Origin of the sequence: Sedimenticola selenatireducens DSM 17993 (assembly GCF_000428045.1) — a bacterium.
Lineage (GTDB): Bacteria > Pseudomonadota > Gammaproteobacteria > Chromatiales > Chromatiaceae > Sedimenticola > Sedimenticola selenatireducens.
On the sequence record NZ_ATZE01000010.1, the window covers coordinates 136,166 to 160,813 of the forward strand.

General features: G+C 59.5%; 28 protein-coding genes. 14 read left to right on the forward strand and 14 right to left on the reverse strand.

Features of this window, described 5'->3' with window-relative positions; all coding sequences use genetic code 11:
• The first annotated feature begins 104 nt into the window (after positions 1–104).
• Together phbB and A3GO_RS0109395 are read left to right on the forward strand one after the other, a co-directional pair.
• Positions 105–827, forward strand: a complete 723-nt coding sequence (gene phbB, locus A3GO_RS0109385) for an acetoacetyl-CoA reductase (protein ID WP_029133178.1) — start codon at positions 105–107, stop codon at positions 825–827.
• A 442-nt stretch (positions 828–1,269) separates the two neighbouring features.
• Entirely contained in the window at positions 1,270–2,715 is a 1,446-nt protein-coding gene (locus A3GO_RS0109395; protein ID WP_029133179.1) for a glyceraldehyde-3-phosphate dehydrogenase, read from the forward strand.
• A gap of 272 nt (positions 2,716–2,987) precedes the next feature.
• On the opposite strand, the gene yidD is transcribed toward A3GO_RS0109395, so the two are convergent.
• The 5 genes from yidD to A3GO_RS0109420 are packed head-to-tail and all read right to left on the reverse strand — an operon-like array spanning position 2,988 to position 6,147.
• Positions 2,988–3,221 (reverse strand): membrane protein insertion efficiency factor YidD, encoded by a 234-nt coding sequence (gene yidD / locus A3GO_RS0109400; protein WP_029133180.1) that lies wholly within the window; start codon positions 3,219–3,221, stop codon positions 2,988–2,990.
• Complete coding sequence (locus A3GO_RS0109405; protein WP_029133181.1) at positions 3,218–3,685, reverse strand: transcriptional repressor; 468 nt, start codon at positions 3,683–3,685, stop codon at positions 3,218–3,220. The genes yidD and A3GO_RS0109405 overlap by 4 nt, the downstream gene beginning before the upstream one ends.
• Positions 3,682–4,536 carry a metal ABC transporter permease gene (locus A3GO_RS0109410; protein WP_157606771.1) on the reverse strand — a complete coding sequence of 285 codons (855 nt, stop codon included), beginning with the start codon at positions 4,534–4,536 and terminating at the stop codon, positions 3,682–3,684. Before A3GO_RS0109410 ends, A3GO_RS0109405 begins: the two co-directional genes overlap by 4 nt.
• A 7-nt stretch (positions 4,537–4,543) precedes the next feature.
• Positions 4,544–5,275, reverse strand: coding sequence for a metal ABC transporter ATP-binding protein (locus A3GO_RS0109415; protein ID WP_029133183.1), 732 nt, complete (start codon positions 5,273–5,275; stop codon positions 4,544–4,546).
• On the reverse strand, positions 5,272–6,147 hold the full coding sequence (locus tag A3GO_RS0109420) for a metal ABC transporter solute-binding protein, Zn/Mn family (RefSeq protein ID WP_037375029.1): 876 nt from the start codon (positions 6,145–6,147) through the stop codon (positions 5,272–5,274). The genes A3GO_RS0109415 and A3GO_RS0109420 overlap by 4 nt, the downstream gene beginning before the upstream one ends.
• Before the next feature lie 127 nt (positions 6,148–6,274).
• Between A3GO_RS0109420 and A3GO_RS25315 the strand changes: the two genes are divergently transcribed.
• Entirely contained in the window at positions 6,275–6,859 is a 585-nt protein-coding gene (locus A3GO_RS25315) for an FmdB family zinc ribbon protein (RefSeq protein WP_051302073.1), read from the forward strand.
• A gap of 19 nt (positions 6,860–6,878) precedes the next feature.
• Here the strand turns inward: A3GO_RS25315 and A3GO_RS0109430 are convergent, their stop codons facing one another.
• The 4 genes from A3GO_RS0109430 to A3GO_RS0109445 all read right to left on the reverse strand — a co-directional run bounded on the left by A3GO_RS0109430 (position 6,879) and on the right by A3GO_RS0109445 (position 10,854).
• Positions 6,879–8,447 carry a diguanylate cyclase gene (locus tag A3GO_RS0109430; RefSeq protein ID WP_037375031.1) on the reverse strand — a complete coding sequence of 523 codons (1,569 nt, stop codon included), beginning with the start codon at positions 8,445–8,447 and terminating at the stop codon, positions 6,879–6,881.
• Positions 8,448–8,452: 5 nt separating this feature from the next.
• Entirely contained in the window at positions 8,453–9,223 is a 771-nt protein-coding gene (locus A3GO_RS0109435) for an endonuclease/exonuclease/phosphatase family protein (RefSeq protein WP_029133186.1), read from the reverse strand.
• A gap of 29 nt (positions 9,224–9,252) precedes the next feature.
• Positions 9,253–9,900 carry a thiol:disulfide interchange protein DsbA/DsbL gene (locus tag A3GO_RS23360; RefSeq protein ID WP_051302076.1) on the reverse strand — a complete coding sequence of 216 codons (648 nt, stop codon included), beginning with the start codon at positions 9,898–9,900 and terminating at the stop codon, positions 9,253–9,255.
• A gap of 348 nt (positions 9,901–10,248) precedes the next feature.
• Positions 10,249–10,854 carry a c-type cytochrome gene (locus tag A3GO_RS0109445; RefSeq protein ID WP_029133187.1) on the reverse strand — a complete coding sequence of 202 codons (606 nt, stop codon included), beginning with the start codon at positions 10,852–10,854 and terminating at the stop codon, positions 10,249–10,251.
• A 363-nt stretch (positions 10,855–11,217) separates the two neighbouring features.
• Between A3GO_RS0109445 and A3GO_RS0109450 the strand changes: the two genes are divergently transcribed.
• The 8 genes from A3GO_RS0109450 (at position 11,218) to A3GO_RS0109485 (ending at position 18,329) form a co-directional block, all read left to right on the forward strand.
• Positions 11,218–12,615 carry an isochorismate synthase gene (locus A3GO_RS0109450; RefSeq protein WP_029133188.1) on the forward strand — a complete coding sequence of 466 codons (1,398 nt, stop codon included), beginning with the start codon at positions 11,218–11,220 and terminating at the stop codon, positions 12,613–12,615.
• A complete protein-coding gene (menD, locus tag A3GO_RS23365; RefSeq protein WP_037375032.1) occupies positions 12,608–14,341 on the forward strand; it encodes a 2-succinyl-5-enolpyruvyl-6-hydroxy-3-cyclohexene-1-carboxylic-acid synthase in 1,734 nt (577 codons plus the stop codon). The genes A3GO_RS0109450 and menD overlap by 8 nt, the downstream gene beginning before the upstream one ends.
• A 259-nt stretch (positions 14,342–14,600) precedes the next feature.
• Positions 14,601–15,431, forward strand: a complete 831-nt coding sequence (gene menB, locus A3GO_RS0109460) for a 1,4-dihydroxy-2-naphthoyl-CoA synthase (protein ID WP_029133189.1) — start codon at positions 14,601–14,603, stop codon at positions 15,429–15,431.
• 30 nt (positions 15,432–15,461) lie between these two features.
• Positions 15,462–16,331: a 1,4-dihydroxy-2-naphthoate polyprenyltransferase gene (locus A3GO_RS0109465; RefSeq protein WP_245621702.1), complete on the forward strand. Its 870-nt coding sequence runs from the start codon at positions 15,462–15,464 to the stop codon at positions 16,329–16,331.
• Positions 16,331–17,383: an o-succinylbenzoate synthase gene (gene menC / locus A3GO_RS0109470; RefSeq protein ID WP_029133191.1), complete on the forward strand. Its 1,053-nt coding sequence runs from the start codon at positions 16,331–16,333 to the stop codon at positions 17,381–17,383. Before A3GO_RS0109465 ends, menC begins: the two co-directional genes overlap by 1 nt.
• 26 nt (positions 17,384–17,409) lie before the next feature.
• Positions 17,410–17,682: a PALP domain-containing protein gene (locus tag A3GO_RS0109475; RefSeq protein WP_029133192.1), complete on the forward strand. Its 273-nt coding sequence runs from the start codon at positions 17,410–17,412 to the stop codon at positions 17,680–17,682.
• Between the two features lie 3 nt (positions 17,683–17,685).
• Positions 17,686–18,063 carry a tautomerase family protein gene (locus A3GO_RS0109480; protein ID WP_051302079.1) on the forward strand — a complete coding sequence of 126 codons (378 nt, stop codon included), beginning with the start codon at positions 17,686–17,688 and terminating at the stop codon, positions 18,061–18,063.
• The gene (locus A3GO_RS0109485) at positions 18,060–18,329 is read left to right on the forward strand and encodes a biotin/lipoyl-containing protein (RefSeq protein ID WP_029133194.1); all 270 of its coding nucleotides are present in this window, start codon (positions 18,060–18,062) and stop codon (positions 18,327–18,329) included. Before A3GO_RS0109480 ends, A3GO_RS0109485 begins: the two co-directional genes overlap by 4 nt.
• Positions 18,330–18,369: 40 nt before the next feature.
• Here A3GO_RS0109485 and menE read toward each other — a convergent pair whose 3' ends face one another.
• Entirely contained in the window at positions 18,370–19,830 is a 1,461-nt protein-coding gene (gene menE, locus A3GO_RS23370) for an o-succinylbenzoate--CoA ligase (protein WP_051302081.1), read from the reverse strand.
• A gap of 244 nt (positions 19,831–20,074) precedes the next feature.
• On the opposite strand from menE, the gene A3GO_RS0109495 reads away from it, so the two are divergent.
• On the forward strand, positions 20,075–20,722 hold the full coding sequence (locus tag A3GO_RS0109495; protein WP_157606773.1) for a c-type cytochrome: 648 nt from the start codon (positions 20,075–20,077) through the stop codon (positions 20,720–20,722).
• A gap of 73 nt (positions 20,723–20,795) precedes the next feature.
• Here A3GO_RS0109495 and A3GO_RS0109500 read toward each other — a convergent pair whose 3' ends face one another.
• Positions 20,796–21,392 carry an EF-hand domain-containing protein gene (locus A3GO_RS0109500; RefSeq protein WP_029133196.1) on the reverse strand — a complete coding sequence of 199 codons (597 nt, stop codon included), beginning with the start codon at positions 21,390–21,392 and terminating at the stop codon, positions 20,796–20,798.
• Positions 21,393–21,560: 168 nt separating this feature from the next.
• Between A3GO_RS0109500 and A3GO_RS0109505 the strand changes: the two genes are divergently transcribed.
• A complete protein-coding gene (locus A3GO_RS0109505; RefSeq protein ID WP_029133197.1) occupies positions 21,561–21,821 on the forward strand; it encodes a WGR domain-containing protein in 261 nt (86 codons plus the stop codon).
• A 6-nt stretch (positions 21,822–21,827) separates the two neighbouring features.
• Here the strand turns inward: A3GO_RS0109505 and A3GO_RS0109510 are convergent, their stop codons facing one another.
• Genes A3GO_RS0109510 through A3GO_RS0109520 form a run of 3 tightly spaced genes read right to left on the reverse strand, consistent with a single transcriptional unit; the run spans position 21,828 to position 24,113 of the window.
• Positions 21,828–23,153 (reverse strand): sensor histidine kinase, encoded by a 1,326-nt coding sequence (locus A3GO_RS0109510; RefSeq protein WP_029133198.1) that lies wholly within the window; start codon positions 23,151–23,153, stop codon positions 21,828–21,830.
• Positions 23,150–23,818 (reverse strand): response regulator transcription factor, encoded by a 669-nt coding sequence (locus A3GO_RS0109515; RefSeq protein ID WP_029133199.1) that lies wholly within the window; start codon positions 23,816–23,818, stop codon positions 23,150–23,152. Before A3GO_RS0109515 ends, A3GO_RS0109510 begins: the two co-directional genes overlap by 4 nt.
• Position 23,819: 1 nt before the next feature.
• Positions 23,820–24,113, reverse strand: a complete 294-nt coding sequence (locus A3GO_RS0109520; protein WP_037375033.1) for a PepSY domain-containing protein — start codon at positions 24,111–24,113, stop codon at positions 23,820–23,822.
• Between the two features lie 311 nt (positions 24,114–24,424).
• On the opposite strand from A3GO_RS0109520, the gene A3GO_RS0109525 reads away from it, so the two are divergent.
• Positions 24,425–24,637, forward strand: coding sequence for a hypothetical protein (locus A3GO_RS0109525; RefSeq protein WP_029133201.1), 213 nt, complete (start codon positions 24,425–24,427; stop codon positions 24,635–24,637).
• Positions 24,638–24,648 lie beyond the last annotated feature (11 nt).

A 24,648-nucleotide genomic window follows, 5' to 3' on the forward strand; every position in this document is an offset into this window, starting at 1 on the left:
AACCGGTGCTGTGAGCACCTGTGGCAGCGCCACATCCCGACAGGCAAGCGATGCCTCAGGAGTATCGGCATCTGACAATCCAAAAGTATCAAAAGGAGTAGATCATGGGGCGAGTAGCATTGGTAACGGGCGGCACAAGGGGCATAGGTGAAGCGATCTGTGTCGCTCTGAAAGATAACGGGTATGAGGTTGTGGCCAACTACGGTGGTAATGAACAGGCCGCTGCTGAATTTACCAAACGCACCGGAATAAAGGCCGTCAAGTTTGACGTGAGCGATTTTGATCAGGTGGCGACCGGCATCCAGTCCATCGAGTCATCCATTGGTCCGGTCGAGGTACTGGTCAATAACGCAGGTATCACACGCGACGGCACCATGCACAAGATGAGCTTTGAGCAGTGGGACAAGGTGATACAGACCAACCTTGCCTCCTGTTTCAACACTTGTCGCTGTGTGATCGATGGGATGCGCGAACGCAATTTCGGACGCATTGTCAATATTGGATCGGTAAACGGCCAGGCGGGTCAGTATGGACAGGTCAACTACGCGGCTGCCAAATCCGGTATTCACGGTTTTACCAAGGCATTGGCCCTGGAGGGCGCCACCAAGGGGATAACCGTCAATGCCATTGCCCCCGGCTACGTGGAGACCGACATGGTCCGGGCCGTACCGGCAGAGGTGCTGCAGAAAATCATCCGCACCATCCCGGTCGGCCGCCTGGGGCAACCGGAAGATATCGCCCGCTCGGTACTGTTCCTGGTGGATGACAGCGCCGGTTTCATTACCGGCTCGACCCTCTCCATCAACGGGGGTCAGCACATGTATTGAGGGCTTGGCCACGGACGGGACAAGCACCCGGCCGTGGCCGACAGGATCTAGCTGAACTGTGCATGTATTTGAATAAATACCTCATGACCCTTGGGAACAACCTCCAAGAGGCCCGCCTCCCGGTTGACCAACCCCGCATGCCCATATCATCCGATAGTGTCGTGCATTGCCATCTGTCTCCCATCATGCTGCACACACAGGCAACCAAGCATAACCAAACCGCAAAAAGCGGATTTTGACTCGCGCAACACTCCTTCCGATCAAGCAAAACAGAACAAGGCGGTTAATTAGTATAACTATCCAATTATATTTGCCATTTTTTCTATTTTGCACCGCACAAAACAAGCGTTTTCTGCTATTATCCGCGCACACCACAGGTGTTTATTAGGCAGTAAACTCTTCTTTAATCTGAAAAAACAGCGCGCTGGAGCGGGGTTGAGACATGAGCTTGAATGCAAGTGAGCAGTACCTGAATGAGTGGAAAGATCGCCAGAACCTGGCCGAGAAGATGATTCCACTGGTAGGACAGCTTTACCGTGACAGAGGCCTGGTGATCCTGATGTACGGTCGCCGGCTGATGAATGCCACCACTATCGACATTCTCAAGGCCCATCGCTACGCCCGCCAGATGGTAGGGGTGGAGCTGGATATCGCCACCTCCTTTGCCATGCTCGAGGCAATCGCCGGCATGGACCTCTCACCGGCACGTCTCGATCTCGGCAAGCTCTGTAGCGCCTACCTGAGCATGACAGATCGCCCCGGCATGCAGGCGTTCCTGGAGCAGCAGCTGGCTGAGATCAACACCGGCAAGAAGAGCCTGCTGGCCGGCCCCCAGGATGTGGTCCTGTATGGTTTTGGCCGCATTGGGCGCCTGCTCGCACGACTGCTGATCGAGCGCACCGGGGCTGGCAACAAGATGCGTCTGCGTGCCATCGTGGTTCGGGGTGGACGCGAGGGCGATCTGAAAAAACGTGCCAGTCTGCTGCGCCGCGATTCAGTGCATGGCCCCTTTAACGGCTCCATCATCATCGATGAGGAGAGCAAAGCAATCATCGCCAATGGCAATTACATTCAGGTGATCTACGCCGACTCGCCCGACTCCATCGACTATACCCAATACGGGATTAACAACGCGCTGGTGGTAGACAATACCGGCATCTGGAAAGACGAAGCCGGCCTGGGCCTGCACCTTAAATCGAAAGGCACTTCCAAGGTGCTGCTGACTGCTCCGGCCAAGGGAGATATCAAGAACATCGTTTACGGCGTCAACCACGACGAGATCAGCCCGGAGGACAAGATCCTCTGCGCCGCCTCCTGTACCACCAACGCCATTGTCCCGGTACTCAAGGTGCTGAACGACAGCCTGGGCATCAACAACGGTCACCTCGAGACCATCCATGCCTATACCAACGACCAGAACCTGATCGACAACTACCACAAGGCGGAAAGACGTGGACGCAGTGCTCCGCTGAACATGGTGATCACCTCAACCGGTGCCGCCAAGGCGGTGGCCAAGGCGCTGCCCGAGCTGTCAGGCAAGCTGACCGGCAACGCGATCCGCGTCCCCACCCCCAATGTTTCCATGGCCCTCATGAACTTGAATCTTGGCAGGGAGACCAGCCTGGAGGAGCTGAACGGCCTGCTGCGGGATGCCTCGCTAAATTCCACCCTGCGTGAACAGATCGGCTACACCACCTCCACCGAACTGGTCTCCAGTGACCTGGTCGGTTCCACCGAGGCCGGTATCGTGGACTCTGCCGCCACTATCGTCGATGGCAACCGTGCCGTACTCTATGTCTGGTATGACAACGAAGCCGGTTACAGCAACCAAGTGATCCGGGTGATGCAGGACATGACCGGACTCAAGCTGATCAATCTGCCGGCCTGATTCCCCGCTTTCAGGCGCCCCCCAGCCGCCACCGTGGCCAGTTTTTGTCCAGGGATGGACTTATGTCGCGAAACTCAGCCATACGGCGCCCACGGGGCGCCCTATGGGAAAAGCCTTGATGCACGAAAGGGCGCCGGTTGGGATAAGCGGAGCAAATCCCAACGAATCCCGGTTCGATTCAACATCCTGTGTTGGGGTTCGCAAGCTCACCCCAACCTACCGTCGGAGCCATTTATCCGCCGCCCCCCACTTCAGACGCCAGCGGTCCCGTATCAATGCTTATGCCGGCACTCCGACCCGGGCACCGGATCATAGCCCCCCTCATGAAACGGATGGCAGCGCAGGATACGCCGGGTACCCATCCACAGTCCGCGCAGTACCCCGTGAATCTCCACCGCCTCACGGGTATAGGCCGAGCAGCTGGGATAGTAGCGGCAGTTGTTACCCAACAGCGGACTGACCAGATAGCTGTACCCCTTGAGCAGCTGCAGCACCAGGCGTTTCATGAGCGCCCCTGTTCACTGCACCGCAGACAGCGGCCGGTCACTTCAATCACCCGGGAATCGGCCTTGAAACCACACTCCCTGACGGCACTACCCAGGGTGCGATCAACACTCCGGCTCTCCAATTCCCGCACCTCGCCGCAGTCACGGCAGATTAGAAACTGGCTGGCGTGGGGATGGTCCGGATGGACACAGCCGATATAGGCATTCAGTGACTCGATTCGGTGCGCCAGGCCCTGTTGCAACAGAAACTCCAGCGCCCGGTAAACGGTCGGCGGTTTGGCGGCCGGCACCCCGCTCTTCAACAGGTCCAGGATATCGTAGGCGCCCAGCGGCTTGGGGCTGGCGCAAAGGATCTCCAGAACCTGCCGGCGTTGCGGCGTCAGGCGAGCACCCCGCCCCTCACAGAGCCGCTCTGCAACACGCAGCGTCTGTTGACAGTTGGTATGACATGATCCCGGTTTCATTGCACCGCCTTTACCAGTTGCTGGCGCAGCTCTCTGCGTTTCCTGGCCGTGCTGAACAGCAACGAGATCAGATAGCTGACCCCGGCCACGAGGATGATGGTGGCGCCGGCCGGCAGGTCAGGCGCATAGGAGATAATCAGCCCCAGCACGGTGAAAAGGGCACCCAGCAGTGTCGCCAGCAGCATCATTTTACCCAGACTGCGCACATGATGGGCGGCAATCGCCGCCGGCAGCGTGAGCAGGGCGATGACCAGGATAAGACCGACCACCTGAATCAGCAGCACCACGGTTACCGCCACCATACAGAGCAGCAGGAGGTAGAAAAAAGTGACCGGCACACCGCGCAGTCGGGCAAACTCCTCATCGAAAGAGACGGCGAGAAACTGCTGATAACAGAGTGAAACGGTCAGCAGAATAATCAGGTCGATGCCCGCCATCATCCAGATATCGGCCAGGTTCACCATCAGGATATTACCAAAAAGATAGCTCATCAGGCTGACACTGTAGCCCGGCGTCTTGGAGATGAACAGGATACCGATCGCCATACCGACCGCCCACAGGGCGCCGATCAGGGTATCCTCCTGCTCACGCCAGGTCAGCCGTACCCAGCCGATCAGCAGGGCCGAGGCCACGGCCGCCGTCAGTGCCCCACCCAGGGGGCTCAAGCCGAAAAAGAAGGCGACACCCATGCCGCCCAGGACGCTGTGAGAAATGCCTCCGGCCAGAAAACCGATCCGCTTGACCACCACATAGCTACCAATGATACCGCAGCCGATACTCGCCAGCAGGCCGCCGATCAGTGCGTGTTGCAGAAAGGGGTGATCCCAAAGTGCGCTGAAAAATTCCATCATGACCCCACTAGTGCCGATGCTCCACCATCCTTACATCGGCGTCATAGAGCGCGCGGATGGCGTCGCCATCGATGGCGGCGGTGTGGTGACAGATCAGGGTACGGTTCAGGCACGCGACCCGACTCACATAGCCGGAGATGAAGCCGACATCGTGGGAGACCACGATAATGGTCATGTGCCGGTTGAACCGCTTCAGCAAGTCGAATATCTCCGTTTCAATACGCATATCGATATTCGCCGTCGGCTCATCCAGCATCAGGATGCGTGGCTCGCAGGCCAGCGCCCGCGCCATCAACACCCGCTGCAACTGGCCGCCCGACAGGGTGCAGAGCTGCCGCGCGGCGAGATCCGCCACCTCGGTCTCGACCATCGCCTGCCGTGCCACTTCCCGATCACGACGACGGTAGTTACCGAACAGACCCGACATGCCCAGCCGCCCCATCATCACCGTCTGCTCCACGGTGATCGGAAAGTCCCGGCTGAACTGGGGGTACTGGGGAACATAGCCGATCTGGGTGCGACTGCGCTCGGGCGACTCACCCAATACCCGCACCTTGCCCCTGAGCGGTTCCAGCAGTCCCAGCATCAATTTCAGCAGGGTGCTCTTGCCACCCGCATTGGGACCGACAATTCCGATAAACTCATGCTCGCCGACCTCCAGGCTGACGTTATCCAATACACAGGGGCCACCATAGGAGAACGAGACATCCTGCAGCGACACCACCGGGGAAGGGTTCATTGATAGGCCTCGCTGATTGCCCTGGCAACCTGTCGCATATTCTCAATATAGGATTCCGCCAGAGGGTCGAGGGAGACCAGTCGCGCACCCGTCGCGGCCGCCAGCGCCGACGCCTGGCTCTGACTGAACTGCCGCTGCACAAAGATCACCCGGATCTGTTCCGCCCGGGCCTGTTCAATCAGCCGTTTCAGGGTACGGGCGCCCACCTCTTTCCCTTCGCTTTCGATGGGCATCTGCTGCAGGCCAAAAGCATCCGCAAAGTAGCCCCAGGAGGGATGGAACACCATGAACCGGCGTCCCTTCAACGGGCTCAACAGGGTTCGGATCTCCTGCTCAAGTTTCAGCAGTTCCTGATGAAAGCGGGCGTGATTCTCCCGGTAGGCGGACGCATGTGGCGGGTCCAGTGCAATCAACTGGTCAAGCAGATGGCCGATCATAACCCGCACATTGACCGGATCGAGCCAGATATGCGGATCCTCCTGCTCATGTGTATGGCGGTGATCACTATCATGGTGGTGGCCACCTGCCGGTTCCATCTCGCGCAATGTCAGCCCGCGGCGTGCATCCAGCAGGGCAATCCGCGGATTGGCGCTCTGGACGGTATCCATCCAGGCATCCTCAAACGGCACCCCGATGCGATAAAACAGTGCCGCACGGGAGAGTACCGCCATCTGCCGGGGCAATGGCTCGAAGGTTTCCGGGCTCTGGCCCGGCCCCACCAGCACCGAGACCCGCACGTGCTCCCCCCCCAGTCGTTGCACAAAAAACTTCTGCGGCAAGATAGTGACATAAACCGAAAGCGGTTCGGCGGCGAGCACTGAGCCAAATGCAAGCAACAGCAATATCAACAGGCTTCGTATGATCAAATGCATGGACGGAACACGGAATTATTTAGTTGGATTGTTATGTTATCACATAACATAACCAAACAGGGACACTTGGCATCGATATCCGTTACCATGCAGCCTACAAACCGATTTCCAAGGTCCCGACCCACCGATGAATGCCGGATATCTGATTTTTCACCCTACCGCCGACCAGCCCCTGCCGGAGGTTTCACAGTTATTGACCCGACTGTCGGAGACCGGCCTCACCGGCCAGCCACTACCGGGCATGCCGCAGCACTTTCTGACCGGCCCTCACTTCCTGCAGCGCATTACCTTTCTGGGTTGCTCGCCCAGCGTGCCATTGACTGCCAACACCAATAGTGACAATGCCCTCTGCTCCATCCGACTGCTGGGCCCCTATCCGGCCCCACGATTGATGACCGGTCAAAACAGCCGGCCACCCCGCTGCCACGGCTGTCGCCATCGGTTCCATGAGTGGCAGGAGCAGATCGCTGAGCCAGACCGGGAGATTCGCTGTCCGGAGTGTGGGCAAGAAAGCAGTTGGCAGGATCTCAACTGGCGGCAAATGGCCGGGGCCGCCCGGCTGTTTATCGCCATCTCACAGGTATTCCCTGGCGAGGCGGTACCCACTGCCGGGTTGATGCAAACCCTGCAGCAGGGAGGTGAAGAGTGGGATTATTTCTATGTACAGCAACCGTTATTATGGCCGGGTGGGCAAAACCCCGGCGAACTCTGAGGGTTGAATGACCGGATAATCAGTGAACAACAATACAGTCCTTGCCGGCTCGCTTTGCCTCATAGAGCGCCCGATCCGCCCGGGCGAAGACGTCCATCGGGGTATCGCCCTGGGCAAATTGACTCATCCCGCAGGAGATGGTGACCTCGACCCGATTACCCACGGAATGGATACCACTCTCCTTCACTTCGAGGCGCACCGCTTCCGCCACCTTCATGGCATCATCACTATTGGTACCGGTGAGCAGCATGACAAACTCCTCGCCACCAAAGCGGGCGACAAAATCGGTTTCCCGCAAGCCAAGCAACAGACTCTGGCCGATAATACGCAACGCCTTGTCACCGGCATGATGACCGAAACGGTCATTGATCCGCTTGAAGTCGTCAATATCCCAAACCAGCAGGGTGAGCGGCTCCCCAAAGCGTTTCCAGCGGGCGTACTCCTGCTCCAGCCGCTCGTCATAGGCCAGGCGATTGGGCAGCCCGGTCACCGTATCGGTAGCCGCTTGGCGGTGCGCCTCGATCATCTTGGCACGCAACTCACGGCTTTCGCTCTGGACCTCTTCCAGGCGCTTGCGCAACTGCTCTTCCAGCTCGGCTGCCGCCTTATGGCGCTCGGCCTCATTGATCACGAACGTGCCAACATGGGACTCGATCGCCTCCAGATGCTGACCAATCTCCAGGCACAATTGCTGAAGACTGGTGGCGTCGTTCATATTGTCGCGGATACCGCTGACCTGTTGTCGCATCTTCTGGCCCAGGGACTGCCCCTCCACCATCGATTTCTGCCGCAACTCCTTGCTACTGCTGACATGCTTGTCAATCTCCTCCAGACGCTGGGTCAACTCCTTGAGGAAACCACGGGTGTCCTGGATCTCGGTCGTCACCTCCCCCACCGACCGGGAGAGCAATGACAACAGCGAGGAGAGCACCTCAATCCAGGCGGCACTATCCTTTTGTGCCGCCAGTTCCAGCTCCATGCGCCGAATATCCAGACTGAGCTGGGCGGGCCAATCCAGCGTCTCCAGCAGTTTAAGCAGTTGCTGATTTGGGGTAACAGCCTCATCCGGGGAGGCGTCCGATGCGGCCGCAGAAGTGTGGAAAAAGCGGCGTAGAAAGCCCGGTGAACCGTTTCGGTTTTCCGCGCCGGTCAACAGATGCAGAAACCGGTCAACCTGCTCATCTGAGGCACCGCCACCGTCGGCTACAAGCTGCTCCGCCAATTTGCGCAGCTTACCCAGATTCCTGCCCGTCACGCCGGACCGGCTTATCAACCGTGAGAGCAGGTCGGTATCACCTGATGCGACGGGCGCGGGCTCATCATTGGCCCGGATCAGTGCCTCAGAAATGGCACCCAGCTGATCCTTCAAATTCGGCTGTACGCCTTTTCTCACCGCATTGCGAAGCGACGAGAGATGGGGGTCGAGGGCAGGATCCAGTCCGTTAGTGGCGAGGGTCAGTCGGATAATGATACGACAGAGCAGTTTTTCCGTCTCCGCTGCCTCGCTCTTTTCCATCGACTGCTGCTGGGCCAGGTCCAGGTATCGGACCTTCCAGTCCTGGGTGGCAGTTATTTCTTGTTCGTTCATTTTTATCAGGCCGCCAAACGCATACCGGTGGGTATAATTACATCAATGCCAATCGGCAGATGATCCGAAAGCGGATACTCCACCACCTTGGCATTCTCCACCTGCAGTGTATCGGAGACCAGGATATGGTCAATCTTTCTGATCGGTCGCCAACTGGGAAATGTGTTCATGTGGCAGGCCGGCTGGGTAAGTCCACCACCCCGGGTCAACAGGCGCATCTCCTGGGAATCACAACCGAAGTTGAGATCTCCCATCACCACCACGTGCGGCAAATCCGCCACCAGTTCCCGGATATAGGAGACTTGACGCAAACGGGCCCGTCTTCCTAGCGCCAGATGCATAATGCAGACGGTCAATCCGGTGGACCCGCCGAAGTTGCACACGATCACGCCCCGCCCCGGCAAACCGGGCAGTTTGTACTCGGAAATTTCCGACGGACGCAATCTCGATAGCAGGCCGTTACTGTTCTGTGCCAACTTGCCAAGGCTGCGGTTGACCTGTTTATACCAGTAGGGAAACGTCGCCTGCTTCGCCAGGTATTCAGTTTGATCCACGAAACCGCTACGCAGACTTCCAGAATCAACCTCCTGAAGCCCGACAACATCATATCCGTGGATGACCATGGCGATACGGTCAAGATTGAACTGCCGGTCCCGATGCGGCAGGACCTGCTTCCAGCTCTGGGTCAGATATTGGCGGTAGCGCTGTGTATCTATCCCAGCCTGTATGTTATAGCTGAGTAGCTTCAGACGCTGCGGGCCACCACTGTCATCCATTGGAACTCCCCCGGTACAATGTAGTCAGTCTACTGCTTTTTCAGGCTTTTTTCAGTGACTACCTTATCAACAAGATAATCAATCGCCTGCATCTGCAGGTCGCCTTCAAGCCCGCTGGTGCGGTACTTTCCATCTACCACAAAAGCCGGCACACCCCGAATATCAAACCGGCTTGCCAGTACCTCTGCACGGCGTGACTGGGTCTGCACGGCAAAGGATTTCATTGCCTTGCGGTAGGCATCTATATCTACCCCTTTCTGGGCCAGAAAGGCTTCCATCTGCGCACTGTCGGCCAGCTTGTTTTTCCGCACATGAATTTCATCAAACAGCGCTGCGTTCAACTCATCCTCCACACCCATCAGGGTCAGGGCGTAGAAGGTCTTGGCGTGCAGCACTACATCCGCCCGCTTAAACATCGCGGGTATGCGGACGAATTCCACATTATCCGGCTTCTTCTCCAGCCATTTATTGATGTGCGGTTCCAAGTTGTAGCAGTGGGGACAGGCGTACCAGAAAAACTCCAGCACCTGCACCTTCTCCCCTTCACCGCCAGGCTGCGCGGGGATTATGGAGAAATAATGTACTTCTTCTTCAAATTTTGTCTGCGCCGGGGCCTCAAGCGCCAGAAACAGGAGAGCAAACAGAGACAGCACCCGGATAAGCGTATGTTTCTTCATATTAGTACCTCTGTAGGAGTTAAGCGGCCAATCGGCTGAATTATTGAGCATCAATCATATATCCAAGCCACTGATTCTTTCGGACCCGCCAATACGCCCGGGGTTCAACAGTCCCCGGACTCAGCACATCCAACGGTCCTCCCGGCTCCCGGGACAATCTGCGCACTCAGCAATAAAAAAGGGCAGCCTGATCGCTGCCCTTTTTTGTCCAGGGATGGACGTATGTCATGAAGACCAAAGATGGCGGGGAACGACGCTGCGCTTCGCCTACAGGAGGAACATTAGCCGTGAGCAGTAAGCCTTGCCCATCCTATCGTAATCGCACCGTTACCTACACCGCCGGTCAGGTCAGCGCAGCCCCTGCAGATACTGAGCAACGGCTGCGATCTCGTTATCGGTCATGCGTGCAACCACATTGCGCATCATCTTGGCATTATCGTTGGCGCGATCGCCGGAACGGAAATCCTTCAGCATCTTCTCAATATAGGCGGCATGCTGTCCTGAGATACGCGGAAATTCGGCACCCGGGTTACCCATGCCGGAAGGACCGTGACAGGCCATGCAGGCCGCCACGTCGGTGGCGGTGTTACCGGCCCGATAAATAGTCGCACCCAGTTCGACCTGATCAGCCGCGGCCGTACCGGGAGTCTGGGTCTGGCTGCTGAAGTAAGCGGCCAGATCATCCATATCCTGTTCACTGAGCGGTGTGGCCATCGGGGACATCAGGTCGTTCTTGCGCGCGCCACCCTTGAACTCCAGCAACTGCTTTTTAATGTAGCTGGGGTGCTGCCCCGCCAGTTTCGGCCAGAGCGCGTTGGCGCTGTTTCCATCTGCGCCGTGACAGGCGAGACAGGTGGCGGATTTGGTCTTGCCGGCCTCGGCGTCGCCAGCTGCCTGAGCGCCGCCGACTGCCATAGCCAAAAGGATGGAAACTGAAACTAGCCATTTATTCATGGTCAAACCTGCTGTGTCGACTGAGTCACTTCAGTCGTTAGTAAACCCCCCGGTCGGCAATATTCGATTACCCCCCGGAAATCAAACACCCCGGGAATCGATCTTGGATCGCCCGGGGACCGAAAAAAGCCGTGCATGTATACCAGATGCCGCCGCTTCGGGTCAAATTCACCCGACTTATACTGGCCCATAAAAATCATTCGTGACCAGCATATTCAGCGACCTCTGCACCGGGTATGGATGGCGCATCGCGCGGCTTGATAATTATCATATGCAGAAAAATCATCGCCTGATGAAATGCGCCACACTGCCGGAATGCAGTATGATCAGCCCTGTCATTAATACCAGAGGTGGCAAAGCCACATGCCCAATCGGCCATCACTGATCCAGACGATACTGGGCCGCCTTGAAAGCGCCCTGACCTCGCTGCCGCCCAGAGCCGGCAAACAGACCCATGAATTGATCAGTATCACCCTGACAACTCCAGAGCTGCATATGCAGCGGCTGCCGCGACTGGATGGCAACTGGTTTTACTGGGGCGAGCCCAGCCGACAACGTTATCTGCTCGGTATTGGCGAAGCCCTGCGCCTCACCGCAACGGGTGAAGATCGGCTCAGCAGATTGTCCGATCAATTCGAGCAACAACGCGCCAGCTGGCACCACCTGGACCCGGACACGTGCGGATTCCGCGCCGCCGCTTTTACCGGTTTTGCCTTCGACCCGAACGACCCCATGCAGCAGAACTGGGCCGGACTGCCCAATGCCGCGATCTTTTTTCCTGAACTGCTGTTGCACCAGACGCCGGATAACTGCGCCCTGACCTTCAGTTTCAGACACGCCGCCCCGAGACGCGCCAGACTGCGCGCCCGGCACCTGCTGCAGGAACTGACCGACTCCCTGGGGCGTAACCCGGAACCCAGCCGGGGTCCCAATCGACTGGCCAGAACCGCCGCTATTCCTTCCTACGATGAGTGGATAGTTCAGGTCAACGAGGCGACCCAACAGATCCGCCAGGGATGTCTGGACAAAGTGGTCCCGTTCCGGCGCATCAGTGTACGCGCCGACCACCCGCTCAATCCGGCACGCCTGATGGCCTCGCTGGATGATCTCTATCCCAGCAGTCTGCTGTTTTCCATCTGCCTGGACAACAGCACCTTCGCGGCGGCCACCCCGGAACGGCTGATCACCCGCAGCAACCAGCTGATCCGCTGCGACGCCATCGGCGGCACTATCCGACGCGCCACCGAGCGCAACGAGGATCACGAACTGGGCAGGCAACTGCTGAATGACCCCAAATCCCGCCATGAACACGCCCTGGTGGTCAAGGGCATCCTGGCCAGCCTGAACGCACACTGCGACAAGCTGGCGGCCCCGGATAGCCCGGCACTGAAGCGGCTGCGCAAACTGCAACATCTCTGGACCGGGATCAGCGGCGAGCTGCGGGGTGACACCACTCTGCTGCGAATTGCCAGCGACCTGCATCCGACCGCCGCCGTCAACGGCTTTCCCAGCGCCAGCGCAGGACGCTGGCTGAGTACCTACCAGAATGATAACCGGGGATGGTATACCGGCGCGGCCGGCTGGCTGGATCACCAGGGAGACGGGGAACTGGCGGTACTGTTGCGCTGCGCCCTGCTGAATGGCGAAAGTGCCGAACTGTTTGCCGGCGCCGGGATCACCAGTGAATCCTGTCCGATTGCCGAATTCCAGGAGACCGAACTGAAATTCGGCACCATGCTGGAGGCGCTGGAATATGCCTGACCAGCCACAGGGAGTGAGCAACCTCCTGTGGGCCTTTGCACTGATTGATGGTCTTGCCGGCGCCGGGGTAACCCGTGCCGTCATCTCTCCCGGCTCCCGCTCCACCCCGCTGGTATTGGCCTGCGATGCCCACCCGGCCATCGAGATCAGCATTCAGGTGGATGAACGCTGCGCCGCCTTCCTTGCCCTGGGGCAGGCCCGTGCCAGTGGCCGGCCGGTGATCCTGATCGCCACCTCCGGCAGTGCACCTGCCCACTGGTATCCGGCCGTGATCGAGGCGAGCCACAGCAACATCCCACTGATCCTCCTGAGCGCCGACCGTCCGCCCGAACTGCACGGCTGGGGAGCCAACCAGACCACCGATCAGCAGCGGTTGTTTGGCAGCCATCTGCGCGCCTTCCATGATCCGGGCCCGGCCATAGCGGATAGCGCCGCACGAAGGCGTATGCATCGCCTGGGAAACAGCGCCGCCAAACAGGCCCTTCAACCCCATCCCGGTCCACTGCAGATCAACCTGCCGTTGCGGGAGCCGCTAGTACCCGAGTCAAGGGTTGACCTGCCCCAACCGGACGATGCATCCGCCCTCCCGATCTCGCGCCCAGCGCCAGACCCGGAACAACTCAATACCACCCTGGCATTGATCTCTGGCCAAGCGGGGATAATCGTCTGCGGCGCCACGGACCACGACGAGTCCTTTGCCGCCGCCGTCACCCGGCTGGCGCAACAGCTTCATTGCCCGATCCTCACCGATCCCCTGAGCAACCTGCGCTTCGGCGCACACGACAGGCAGACCGTGATCTGTCGCTATGACGCCTATCTGGACGCCAGCAGCGTGGAACTGAAGCCAGGCTGGATTTTGCGCTTCGGCGCCCTGCCGGTCTCCAAGCCCCTGCTGCAGTTCATGGAACGGACCGTTGCCCCGGTTATCCTGTGCGATCCCTATCGGCAGTGGCCGGTTGCCCCACCCAACACCGCGCTGACCCTGGCGGCCGACCCGGCCCTGCTGTGTGACGCCATCCACACGCGAGCGCCTGCTCCCGGCCCCGCCGGCTGGCTGGAGCGGTTCCAGCGGCTTGAGCAGGTCAGCCACAGGATAATGTCAGCTGAAACCCGGGATGACCGACCGTTCGAGGGCTGCCTGATCCAGGACCTGCTGGCGACCCTGCCGGAAGGCAGCCTGCTGTTCAGCGGCAACTCCATGCCGATCCGGCAGCTGGACAGCTGGAGCGGATCGTCCGCGAAACGTCTGCGTATACACGCCAATCGGGGCGTCAGCGGCATCGACGGCAACCTCTCCACCTTCATCGGCATGAGCTGCGGCGACTACCCCGCAGCCGTCGCATTGCTGGGGGACCTCGCCTTCTATCACGACATGAACGGCCTGCTGGCAGCGGCCGGACGCAACCTGGTGATCGTCCTGCTCAACAACAACGGCGGCGGCATCTTCGGCTACCTGCCCCAGTCGGCGCTGGAGAGTTATGAACCCTACTGGAACACCGCCACCAATCTGGACTTTCAGCACAGTGCCGCGCTGTATGACCTCGGTTATCAGCGGGTAACCCGCCAGTCGGGCTTTCGCCCGGCCCTCGAGCAGGCGCTGCAGGCCGGTGGGCCACAGCTGATTGAAGTGATGATCGAGCGAACGTTCAGCATTGAACGCCACCGTCACTACCGCAGTGCCGTGGCCGAGGCCCTGGCCGGCGAAGCGGATGATAGTAAAACCTGATATGCGTGCAGGAGAGCGGCAATCTATCTGACAATATATTGGGTCTCCATTAAAGTACGCCAAAACCGCTTGCCAGGTTACGCCTTCGGCTAACAGGACCTACAACTATTTACCGGGTATCCATGCCTTCCGGCAAAGTTGCTGGTCGGATTACACGTCCGGCCAACCGGATGAACAATCCTAATCGGCATTTTTTATACCCACCCGCGGTGTTTTGTTTAAAATGCCCGCTTTCAGTGATCAGACCATTGGAGTAGTCATGGGCAGCAGCATCGAATGGCAGGTCCCCGAGGGGACTCAATTCAGCGACATTCTCTATCACCAGGCCGAGGGCATCGCCAAGATCACCATCAACCGCCCCCAGGTACATAACGCCTTCCGCCCGGAAACCGTGATGGAGCTGATCCAGGCCTTCCGGCATGCTCACCTGGATCCCAAGATTGGTGCCATCATCCTCACCGGTGCGGGTGAGCGCGCCTTCTGCTCCGGCGGCGACCAGTCCATCCGCGGCGACGGCGGCTACCGTGACAGCAGCGGCGTCGAGCACCTGAACGTGCTGGAGCTGCAGCGCCAGATCCGCACCCTGCCGAAGCCGGTGGTGGCCATGGTGGCGGGCTACGCTATCGGCGGTGGTCACGTACTGCATCTGATCTGCGATCTGAGCATTGCCGCCGACAACGCCCGCTTCGGCCAGACCGGCCCCCGGGTGGGCAGCTTTGACGGCGGCCTGGGTGCCGGCCTGCTGGCCCGTACCGTCGGCATGAAAAAAGCCAAGGAGATCTGGTTCCTGTGTCGCCAGTACGATGCCCAACAGGCACTGGAGATGGGGCTGGTCAACACCGTGGTGCCGCTGGACCAACTGGAAAACGAAACCGTGCAGTGGTGCCGCGAAATGCTGCAGCTGTCCCCCACCGCCCTGCGCATGCTCAAGGCCTCCTTCAATGCCGAGACCGATGGTCTGGCCGGCATCCAGGAGCTGGCCGGCAACGCCACCGGACTGTTCTATCTGACGCCCGAGGCGCAAGAGGGGCGTGACGCCTTTGTGGAGAAGCGCCCGGCCGATTTCAATAAATTCCCCCGCCGCCCCTGATCCCGGCGCTATCCAGGGCCTGTTAACACCATGCAGATACAACAGTGGCTGCTCGCCATCCGCCCCAAAACCCTCGGCATCTCAGTGGTGCCGGTGCTGGTGGGCAGCGCCCTCGCCTGGGCCGAACTGGAGCGGATGGCATGGCTACCGGCCCTGGCGGCCCTGCTGGCCGCGATGCTGATCCAGATCGGCACCAACCTGTATAACGACGCGGCGGATTTCGAGCGCGGCGCCGACACGCCCGAGCGACTCGGCCCGGAGCGCGCCACCGCCCAGGGCTGGTTCAGCGCCCGCCAGGTAAAATTGGCGGCCCTGATCAGCTTTGGCGGCGCCTTTGCCATCGGCATCTACCTCGCCTGGATTGGTGGCTGGCCAATCGTGGTCATCGGATTGCTCTCCCTGCTGGCCGGCTACGCCTATACCGGTGGCCCCCGGCCGATCGCCTACAGTGCCAGCGGCGAGCTGTTCGTCTTTATCTTTTTCGGACTGCTGGCGGTGAGCGGCAGCTACTACCTGCAGACAGGCACGCTCTCTATCGAAACCCTGTTTTGCGCCGCCGCCATCGGCCTGCTCGCCGCGGCTGTGCTGCTGGTAAACAATTATCGCGACCTGGAGACCGATGAGCGGGCCGCCAAGCTGACCCTGGTCCACTACCTGGGCCGGGAGCGGGCACGCCAACTTTATGTCCTGCTGCTGATTCTGCCCTTCGCCCTGCCGATTGTGTTCAATCACCGCTTCGACGGCAGCTGGCTGGTGGTGCTGTGCCTGCCGTTCGCCCTCTGGCTGCTGCACCGTTTCTCGCGGGAGCCCCTGGGCAGGGGGTTTAACACCATCCTGGCCAATACGGCCAAGCTGCAACTGCTGTATGGCGGAATGTTGAGCCTCGGACTGCTGCTCTGATGCGGATTGTCGATGCCGCCCTGACGCCCTATCGACTCCCCTTTGCCACACCCTGGAGAAGCGCCGTCGGCCTCTGGCATGAGCGTCGGGGATGGTTGATCCGTATCACTGACCAGTCGGGACGCTGCGGCTACGGAGATGCCGCCCCCTTGCCGGCATCCGGTACCGAGACGCTCTCCGAGGCCAAACCCTGGCTCGACGCGCAACTCACTACCCTGATAGGGGCGATGCCCGAGCCAGCCTGTCGCCAGTTGCCAACCGGCTGCCCTGCCGCCCGCTGTGGCCTGGAGACGGCGCTGCTGGATCTGCAATCAAAACAGCAGGCGTTGCCGCTCTACCGGCTGCTGGGCGGTCGGGATATTCATCCAGTCCGGATCAACGCGGCTATCGGCGCCCTGGACCAACAGGCCGGCGGACGGGCGGTTGCTGCCGTTGCAGCCGGCTATTCAATCCTCAAGCTGAAGCTCGGTTGCTCGCCAATCAAGACCGAGTTATCGCAGTTGCAACGACTCTGCAGTCAACTACCCGGGGAAGTAAGACTGCGCCTGGATGCCAATCGGGCCTGGCAACTCGATGAGGCCGCCAACCTGATCGAAAAGCTGAATCACCTGCCCATCGAGTGCCTGGAAGAGCCACTGCATGAACCAACCCCACAAGGGCTCAAAGCCCTGCAATCCCTGGCCCGCTTCGACCTGGCCCTGGACGAATCCCTGCCCCGCTATATCCGGGCGCAGCAACTGCAGCCGCTCCCGGTCAAGCGCATCGTCGTCAAGCCTGCCTGCCTGGGCGGCCTCGTCCCTGCACTGACATTGGTCGGGCAGGCCCACCAGTCCGCTGTCGCCTGCGTGATCACCAGCTCCCTGGAGAGCAGCGCCGGCCTCTGGCCCCTTTGTCACCTGTCCGCCACGGCAGATGCACTCACCACCCCGGCTGTCCACGGCCTGGCCACCAGCCACTGGTTTTCCCACGATCTGGGCACCCCGCCTGTTATCGCCAACGGCCGGGTGACGCTTGGATCGGAACCTGGCACCGGTTTTATACTGAAGGCATAATCGACGCTGCAGAGGAGACCGCACAGATGCACGCATTACTGGATCAGCTCCCCAAGGCATCCCTCGGCTTTTGCCCCACGCCGCTGATGAACCTGCAGCGGCTCAGCCGGCAACTCGGTGGACCGCCTATCCTGATGAAACGGGATGATCAGAGCGACCTGGCGCCGGGCGCCGACAAGACCCGCAAACTGGAGTATCTGGCCGTGACCGCCATTGCCGAGGGTTGCGAAACACTGATCACCGGCGGTGCGCCCGCCCCGTCCCCCTATGCCGCCTCACTACTCAACCCACAGGAGTGATCCATGCCGATTGTCACCATTACCCTGCGGGCCGGCCGCCCTGCCAGCGAGATCCGCGCGATCATGGATGCGGTGCATAACGCAACGGTCAATGCCTTCGATGTGCCCGAGACCAGCCGCAACCAGCGACTGGTGGAAATCGCCCCCGAATACCTGTTCTACCCACAAGGACGCTCGGAAGACTTCCTCACGGTGGAGATCGCCTCATTCCCCGGTCGACCGCCCGAACAGAAGGCCGCACTGTTCCAGCAGATCACCACCAATCTGCAGCAGGCGGCAGACATCGCCCCCGGGGACGTGATGATCCTGATCCATGAACCGCCCAAACAGAACTGGGGCATCAACGGCCGTCCGGCCAGTCAACACAAGCCGCACGCATGAGCGAACCGATCGAAGTACGCTTGCCGGCCATGCCGGAGTGCTGGGACAGTTGCGGCAATTGTAGTGATGCAGCGGTGTTGGTGAGCGAAATTCTGGTCAGGCCCGGCGAGCGGATAGAGCGTGACGACCCGGTGATCACCCTGGAGACCGACAAGACCACCCTGGATATCCCCACACCCTGCGCAGGTCGGGTCATCGCCCTGCATATCGACATTGGTGATGCCATCAGCGAAGGCATGCCGATCCTGACCCTGCAGCCCGATTGATCCGGCAGATACCGGCCTGTCCATCCAACCTGAAAACAGTTCAGTCGGATGGGTGTTCAGATGCGGATCCTGACTGCGGCAGCAACTCCCGCAACGCCTGGCGGGAAAGTTTTCCCATCCGGTTGAGCGGCAAGGCTTTGATTCGCATAAATTCCCGGGGACGCAGATGGCCGGGCAGGTGCTGCCGCACCCATTGCTCCAGCTCCCCGGCCGTCACTTCTCCCGTGAACAACGCCACCAGGGTGACACCCCATACCGGGTCCGGCCGTCCGGTCACCCCCACCGCGCCCACGCCCGGACACTGCAGCAGCCGCTCCTCAACCTCGGCAGGATGAATATTCTTGCCGCCACTGACCAGCAGGTCATCGGCCCGGCCAATCACCGTCAGCCTGCCCTGCTCATCCAGACTGCCCAGATCGCCGGTCTCGAACCAGCCCTGCTTCAGCCCCAGACCCGCCATCCCCCGGGGATTGGCATAACCCTGCATCACCGCCGGGCCACGCACGCGGATACGACCCGCTTCGCCGATGGTCACTTCATAACCAGCCAGTGGCAGACCGACCCGACCCGGTGCCAGTCCGGCCTGCGGCGAGCAGTCGGTGGCAAATTGGGAGGCGGTCTCACTCATGCCATAACTGACACAGAGCGGCCAACCGGCGGCATGGGCCCGCTGCGCCAGTGCGCGGGAGAGCGGTCCGCCACCAATCAACACCACCCGAAGCGTTGCCGGCGACATTCGCCCCGCCGACTGCGACAGCAGCCGCTCCAGCATGGCCGGTACCAGCGAGAGATGGGTCACGGCACCGGCCTCAATCCACTGCCAGACCCGAGCCGCATCGAACCCCTCCTCCAACTGCACCCGGGCACCGGCGGCGAGGCAGCGCAGCAGAATCGACAGCCCGCCGATATGAAACAGCGGCAGACAGGCCAGCCAGCAGTCACCCGCCTGCAGCCCCAAACGCTGCTCCGAGGCTGCTGCGCTGGCAGCCAGATTGGCCGCGCTCAGCATTACGCCTTTCGGCTCCCCGGTGGTGCCGCTGGTGGCGATGATCAGCTGTACCTGATCCTCTTCCAGCGGCTGCGGGGGAGAGATCGGTACAGTGTCACCCGTACGCCGGTCAGCAAACAGCGCCTCCGGCAAAAGCCGGCAAACCCCGGCATCGGCCGGCGCCTGCGAGGAGACCAGGTACTGCGCCCGGACAGCGGTCAGCAGCCGGTCACGTCGCCGAACCGCCAGCCCGGGATCCAGCGGTAACAGGGTCACACCCAGATGCAGGGCAGCGTAGAGCAACCGGGCCAGCTGCTGTGCCGAAGCTAGTTGAGCGGCGACGACCTGACCACGGCAGACGCCCCGCTCCTCCAGATGCCTCGCCAGCGCGGCCGCCTCGTCGGCCAGCTGGCCATAGTCGAACTCCCTGCCACCAGATAATAATGCCGAAGTCCGGGAGGTTTGTTCGCTTCTGGTTCTCAGCCAGTTACCTGGTGATAGAAGAGGGGTCACTATTACTACCTTTGGGGTGGGAGTCCGGATGACTCGATGATGATAAAAATAGGGTAAAATGCGTTATTTTGATCAAGATCAAAATAACAGCAACCTGTTTTCTGTTCCAATACGGCCGAATTTTAGATTGCGTATCATACGGTTTTACTTCCGGTTACAGCAGCCCAATTGTTCTCCGACTGTTTTTGAGAAATCGATATCCATGTTTCATCCAAAAGCTCTGATTCCGTTTTCAGCTGTGTTAATGCTATGCCTTATCACCCCGCTGCAGGCACAAACCTACGACTATGATCCAGACAATGGCGAAGAGATCAATGAACTCTGTTCCGGCTGCCACGGCGAGTTCGGCCAGGGCGGCAAGGATGGGGAGTATCCCCGGATTGCCTCACAGCCGCTTGAGTTTATCGCCAACCAGCTGCGGCTGTTCCGCGATCGCAAGCGGAAAAACTTCGCCATGGTGGAGTATATCGATGATCGACAGTTGCCCGAGAGCGACATCTATGACATATCCCGCTATCTCTCCGAAATCACCCTGAAGACCCAGCTCGCGCCGGTGGACGAGAATGCCCCCGATTTCGACGCTTACGCCCGCCTGCTGGAATCGAAGATGACCATGCAGATCCCCAAGGCCGAAGGTGATATCGAACGGGGGGAGAAAATTTACAACAAGGAGTGCGACTCCTGTCATGGCAAGGAGGGCTGGGGCAACCACAAGAATGCCGGTCCTATGCTGGCCGGCCAGTACACCAACTATCTCTGGCGCCAGGTAAAACAGCTACGCACCAAACAGCGGATTCATGACGAGGATTCACCCAACGATGAGCTGCTGAATGAGTTCAGTGACCAGGATCTGACGGATATCTTCGCTTATCTCTCGGTCATGGATGATTGATAAAAGTCGTTCTCACTGAAACAGAGAGCCCGGCGTCAGCCGGGCTCGGTCTTTATAGCGGCTGCACCTTGAATTACTGGCGCATGCGATTGGGGTTCCCGGGCACAAACTCGTCCGGCGTCAAATGGCCATCCCCATTGGCGTCAAAAGATTCAAAGCTGGGGGATGATCCCGCATTGCGCATGGGATAACCCTGTGCGGCCTTATCCGCCTGGCGTGCAGCGCGTGTCCGATCAAACTCCTCTGCCGTCACCACCCCGTCGCCGTTGCTATCAAAGTCGGCGAAGCTCGCCATTCCCCCGGCGCCACGGCCTGCCCCGCCCATGGGCCCCATCGGCCTGTTCATGCGATTTTCCTGCGTCTGCGACAGCTGACCTTTCAGCAACTCATTTTCACTCAGGTAACCATCGGCATCCGCATCAAACTTCTCAAAGGTCGGTGCACTACCCAGGTTTCTCATCATGCCGCCCTGCTTGGCCCGTTCGCCAATCCGGGCATTGCGCGCGGCATAAAACTCATCAGCGCTTATCCTGCCATCACCATTGCTGTCGTAGGCGGTAAAAGGAATTGGCCCCGGTGCGGGCATAGGCGGGGCCGCCATCAGCGCCCCGGCACCCAATAGGGTGGTGATTGCCACTGCCAGTGTAAATACGCGTCTGTTGGTTTTCATTGCCTTACTCCTTTAATCGACTTCTCTTGCTGATTAATAGCTTAGGCCCGGCAGCTGAAACCAGGCTTAAAATAACGCGGATATTGAAAAAACTGTAAACTTTCGGCTAAATGCTCTACAACAGGCTCACACAACTCGTCAACCAACAGCCAGCTGAACTCAACCGCCATGCGCATCTACATGCAGACCCTGCTCTCGCCCGAGCAACCGCTCCGCTATTACCACCTGCACCTGCAGCCCGATCTGCTGGGCGGCTGGAGCCTGGTGCGGGAATCGGGCATCCAGGGCACGCGGGGCCAGGTGACCAAGGAGCATTTTGACGAGCGGGAGGCGGCGGAGCGCACCCTGATCAAACGGCGCGACATGCAGTTGAAGCGTGGCTACCGGGTGGTATTTCGCGAAGGCGCCCCGCGCGAGGCAAGCAGTTGAACAGGACTACAGCGGCAACCTGACCCGCACCTTCAGACCACCCAATTCCGGCGACAGCATAAATCCGATCTCACCCCCATAGAGCTTGACCATATCCTTGGCGATCGCCAATCCCAGACCATGCCCGTCTACCGACTCGTCAATGCGCACGCCACGCTCGGTCAGTTGGGCCAGCGCCTCGGGCGACACGCCGGGACCATCATCTTCCACCTCGATAATAATCGCATCCCGCTGCTCAATCACACAGCGCACCTTTCCCTCGGCCCATTTACAGGCGTTATCCAGCAGATTGCCCAGCAGTTCCAGCATATCTTCCCGGTCGACCGAAAGCGGCCCCGACTCGGGAACCTCGCAATCAATATGCAACTCTTTCTCATGATGAATCTGTCGCAGTACGCGCACCAGTTGGGGCATCTCCAGGGCGGCATTGAAGCGCCCACCGGAGATCCCCGAACCAGCCAGACGAGCCCTCTTCATCTCCCGCTCCATCAATTGCCGGACCCGGGACAACTGAAGCTTCATGGCGGATTTCAGTTCAGGGTGGGGCACCATCTCGTCACTGTCCAGTTGTTGTTGCAACAGATTAATGGGGCCCTTGAAGGCATGAGAGAGGTTTCCGAGCCCCTTGCGCGAGTGCTCCAGCCGCTGTTGAAACAGCTCCAGCAGATGATTGAACTGATCGACCAGCGGACCCACCTCTGCCGGCACGTCGGTGGAGAGAGTGTCGACCTCCCCTCGTTCCAGCCGGGCCATATCCTCCCTGACCCGTTCCAGTCGTCCCATGGCACTGCGCACGATCAACTGCTGGCCGATAAACAACAGCAGGGTAATAATCAGCGTTAACGTCACAAACAACCACTCAAACTGCACCACACGCTGATTCAGCGGCGTCATGTCCTCAGCCACCGCAACCGAGAAGATCTGCCCCTGCTTGTTATAACCGGCAGCCCAGACCAGCAGTTCCTGGTCCGCCGGACCCGGCATGCGCCACTGCCCCTGACTGCCGGGGGCAAACTGTGGAATATCCAGTTGCTCGTCCCATAAAGAACGGGAGCTGACTTTTTTGCCATCCGGAAAGCTGATCTGGTAATAGTGACCGGAGAGGGGCTGGTCGTAGATGGCATCAATACGGCGCCAGCGCACCACTGGCCGCTCGGAGCCATCCAGCCGCATCGCCGCCAGTACAGCCTCGGCATCGTGCTCCAGCCGGGAGGCGACGAAATGGTCGGTCAGGCTGTGTATCGCCTGGACACCACCCCACCACATCACCCCGAACAGCAGCACCAGTCCCAGTGCCAGCTCCAACCTCAGTTGTAAACCGAGGGACCTCATCCGGCATCACCCCGAAACAGATAACCCTGTCCCCGCCGGGTCTCGATGCGCTCCTTGCCGATGCGTTCGCGCAGCCGGCGGATATAGACCTCGATCAGATTGCTGTCACGATCGAAATCCTGCTCATAGACATGTTCGGTCAGCCGGGTCTTGGAGAGTATCTGGCCGGGGTGCAGCATGAAATAACGCAGTAGCCGAAATTCGGTACCGGTCAGGTCAATGGCACGCCCATCCGGTAATACCACCTGCTGGTGCGCTTCATCCAGCTGCAAGCCACCCTGCTTCAGCTCATGGGCAGGCTGACCCGCGCTACGCCGTACCAGGGCCAGCAGACGGGCCACCAGCTCCTCTACATGGAACGGCTTGCCCAGGTAGTCATCCGCCCCTGCCTTAAAGCCATCCACCCGCTCATGCCAGGCATCCCGTGCGGTGAGCACCAGCACCGGAAATGGATTTTCATGCGATCGCCAGTTGGCCAGTACCTCAAGCCCGGGCCGCTGTGGCAGCCCCAGGTCCAGCACCACCACGTCATAGGGCTCCTCATCACCCATGAATTCACCATCGATGCCGTTATCAGCCACATCGACAGCAAAACCGGCCCGCCTCAGGGCCGGTTTCAACCGGGCGACCAGTTCGGCGTCATCCTCAACCAGCAGCAGTCGCATCTCAATCATCCAGCTCGCGTTTCAGCAGTTCACCGGTCGCCGCATCCAGCTTCAGCTCCCACACCTTGCCTTCAGTGTCCAGGAGTTCGACCTCATAGATCACCCTGTTCTTTTTCTGCTCCAACTTGATCTCCAGCAGGCGCCCCGGATACTCATCACGAATATTATTCAGTATCTGCTCCAGAGGCAGGATTTCGCCTGACTCAAGCAGCGCCTTGGCCCGTTCGTGGTCACTTGCCGCAATCACCAACAATGGCAGCAGCAGCGCAACAATAATTAAAAGACGTTTCATCATGATACCCTCTATCCTGCACCCCATGCAGACTCAAGACAATCTTCGCCGGGTGATTTTTGCCTGCGGCAGACCCGCCCAACCCTGTTGATTCACAGGATAGGCCGGCCAGATGAAATCAAGCTGAAAGCACAGACAGTGCGGCGCTGTTTACTTCCCGGTAACACGGATAGTATTTACAGGGCGATCTTGTAGGCCGGTCAGGTGTGATCTAGGCTTATATTAATAATCCCTAACAATCAGACATCAGGAGCGCATCACCTTTCGATGTAACATGATGATGTAGCCCCTCTCACCCAGAGCAGGAGCTAACCATGACGACGACAATTACCGGTGCATTCACCTCAATGGATACCATCCGCAATACCATGGAAGATCTCCTCGCCAACGGCATTGACCGGGAAAAGATGTTTGCCGACAGCGAGCATACCGAACTGAAGGTCATGATCCCGGACGATATAGAGAACGAAGTGCTGGAGATCATTCAACGCCATAGACCGGTCGAAATGGCCTCCTATCACCGCTAACCCCGACGCCG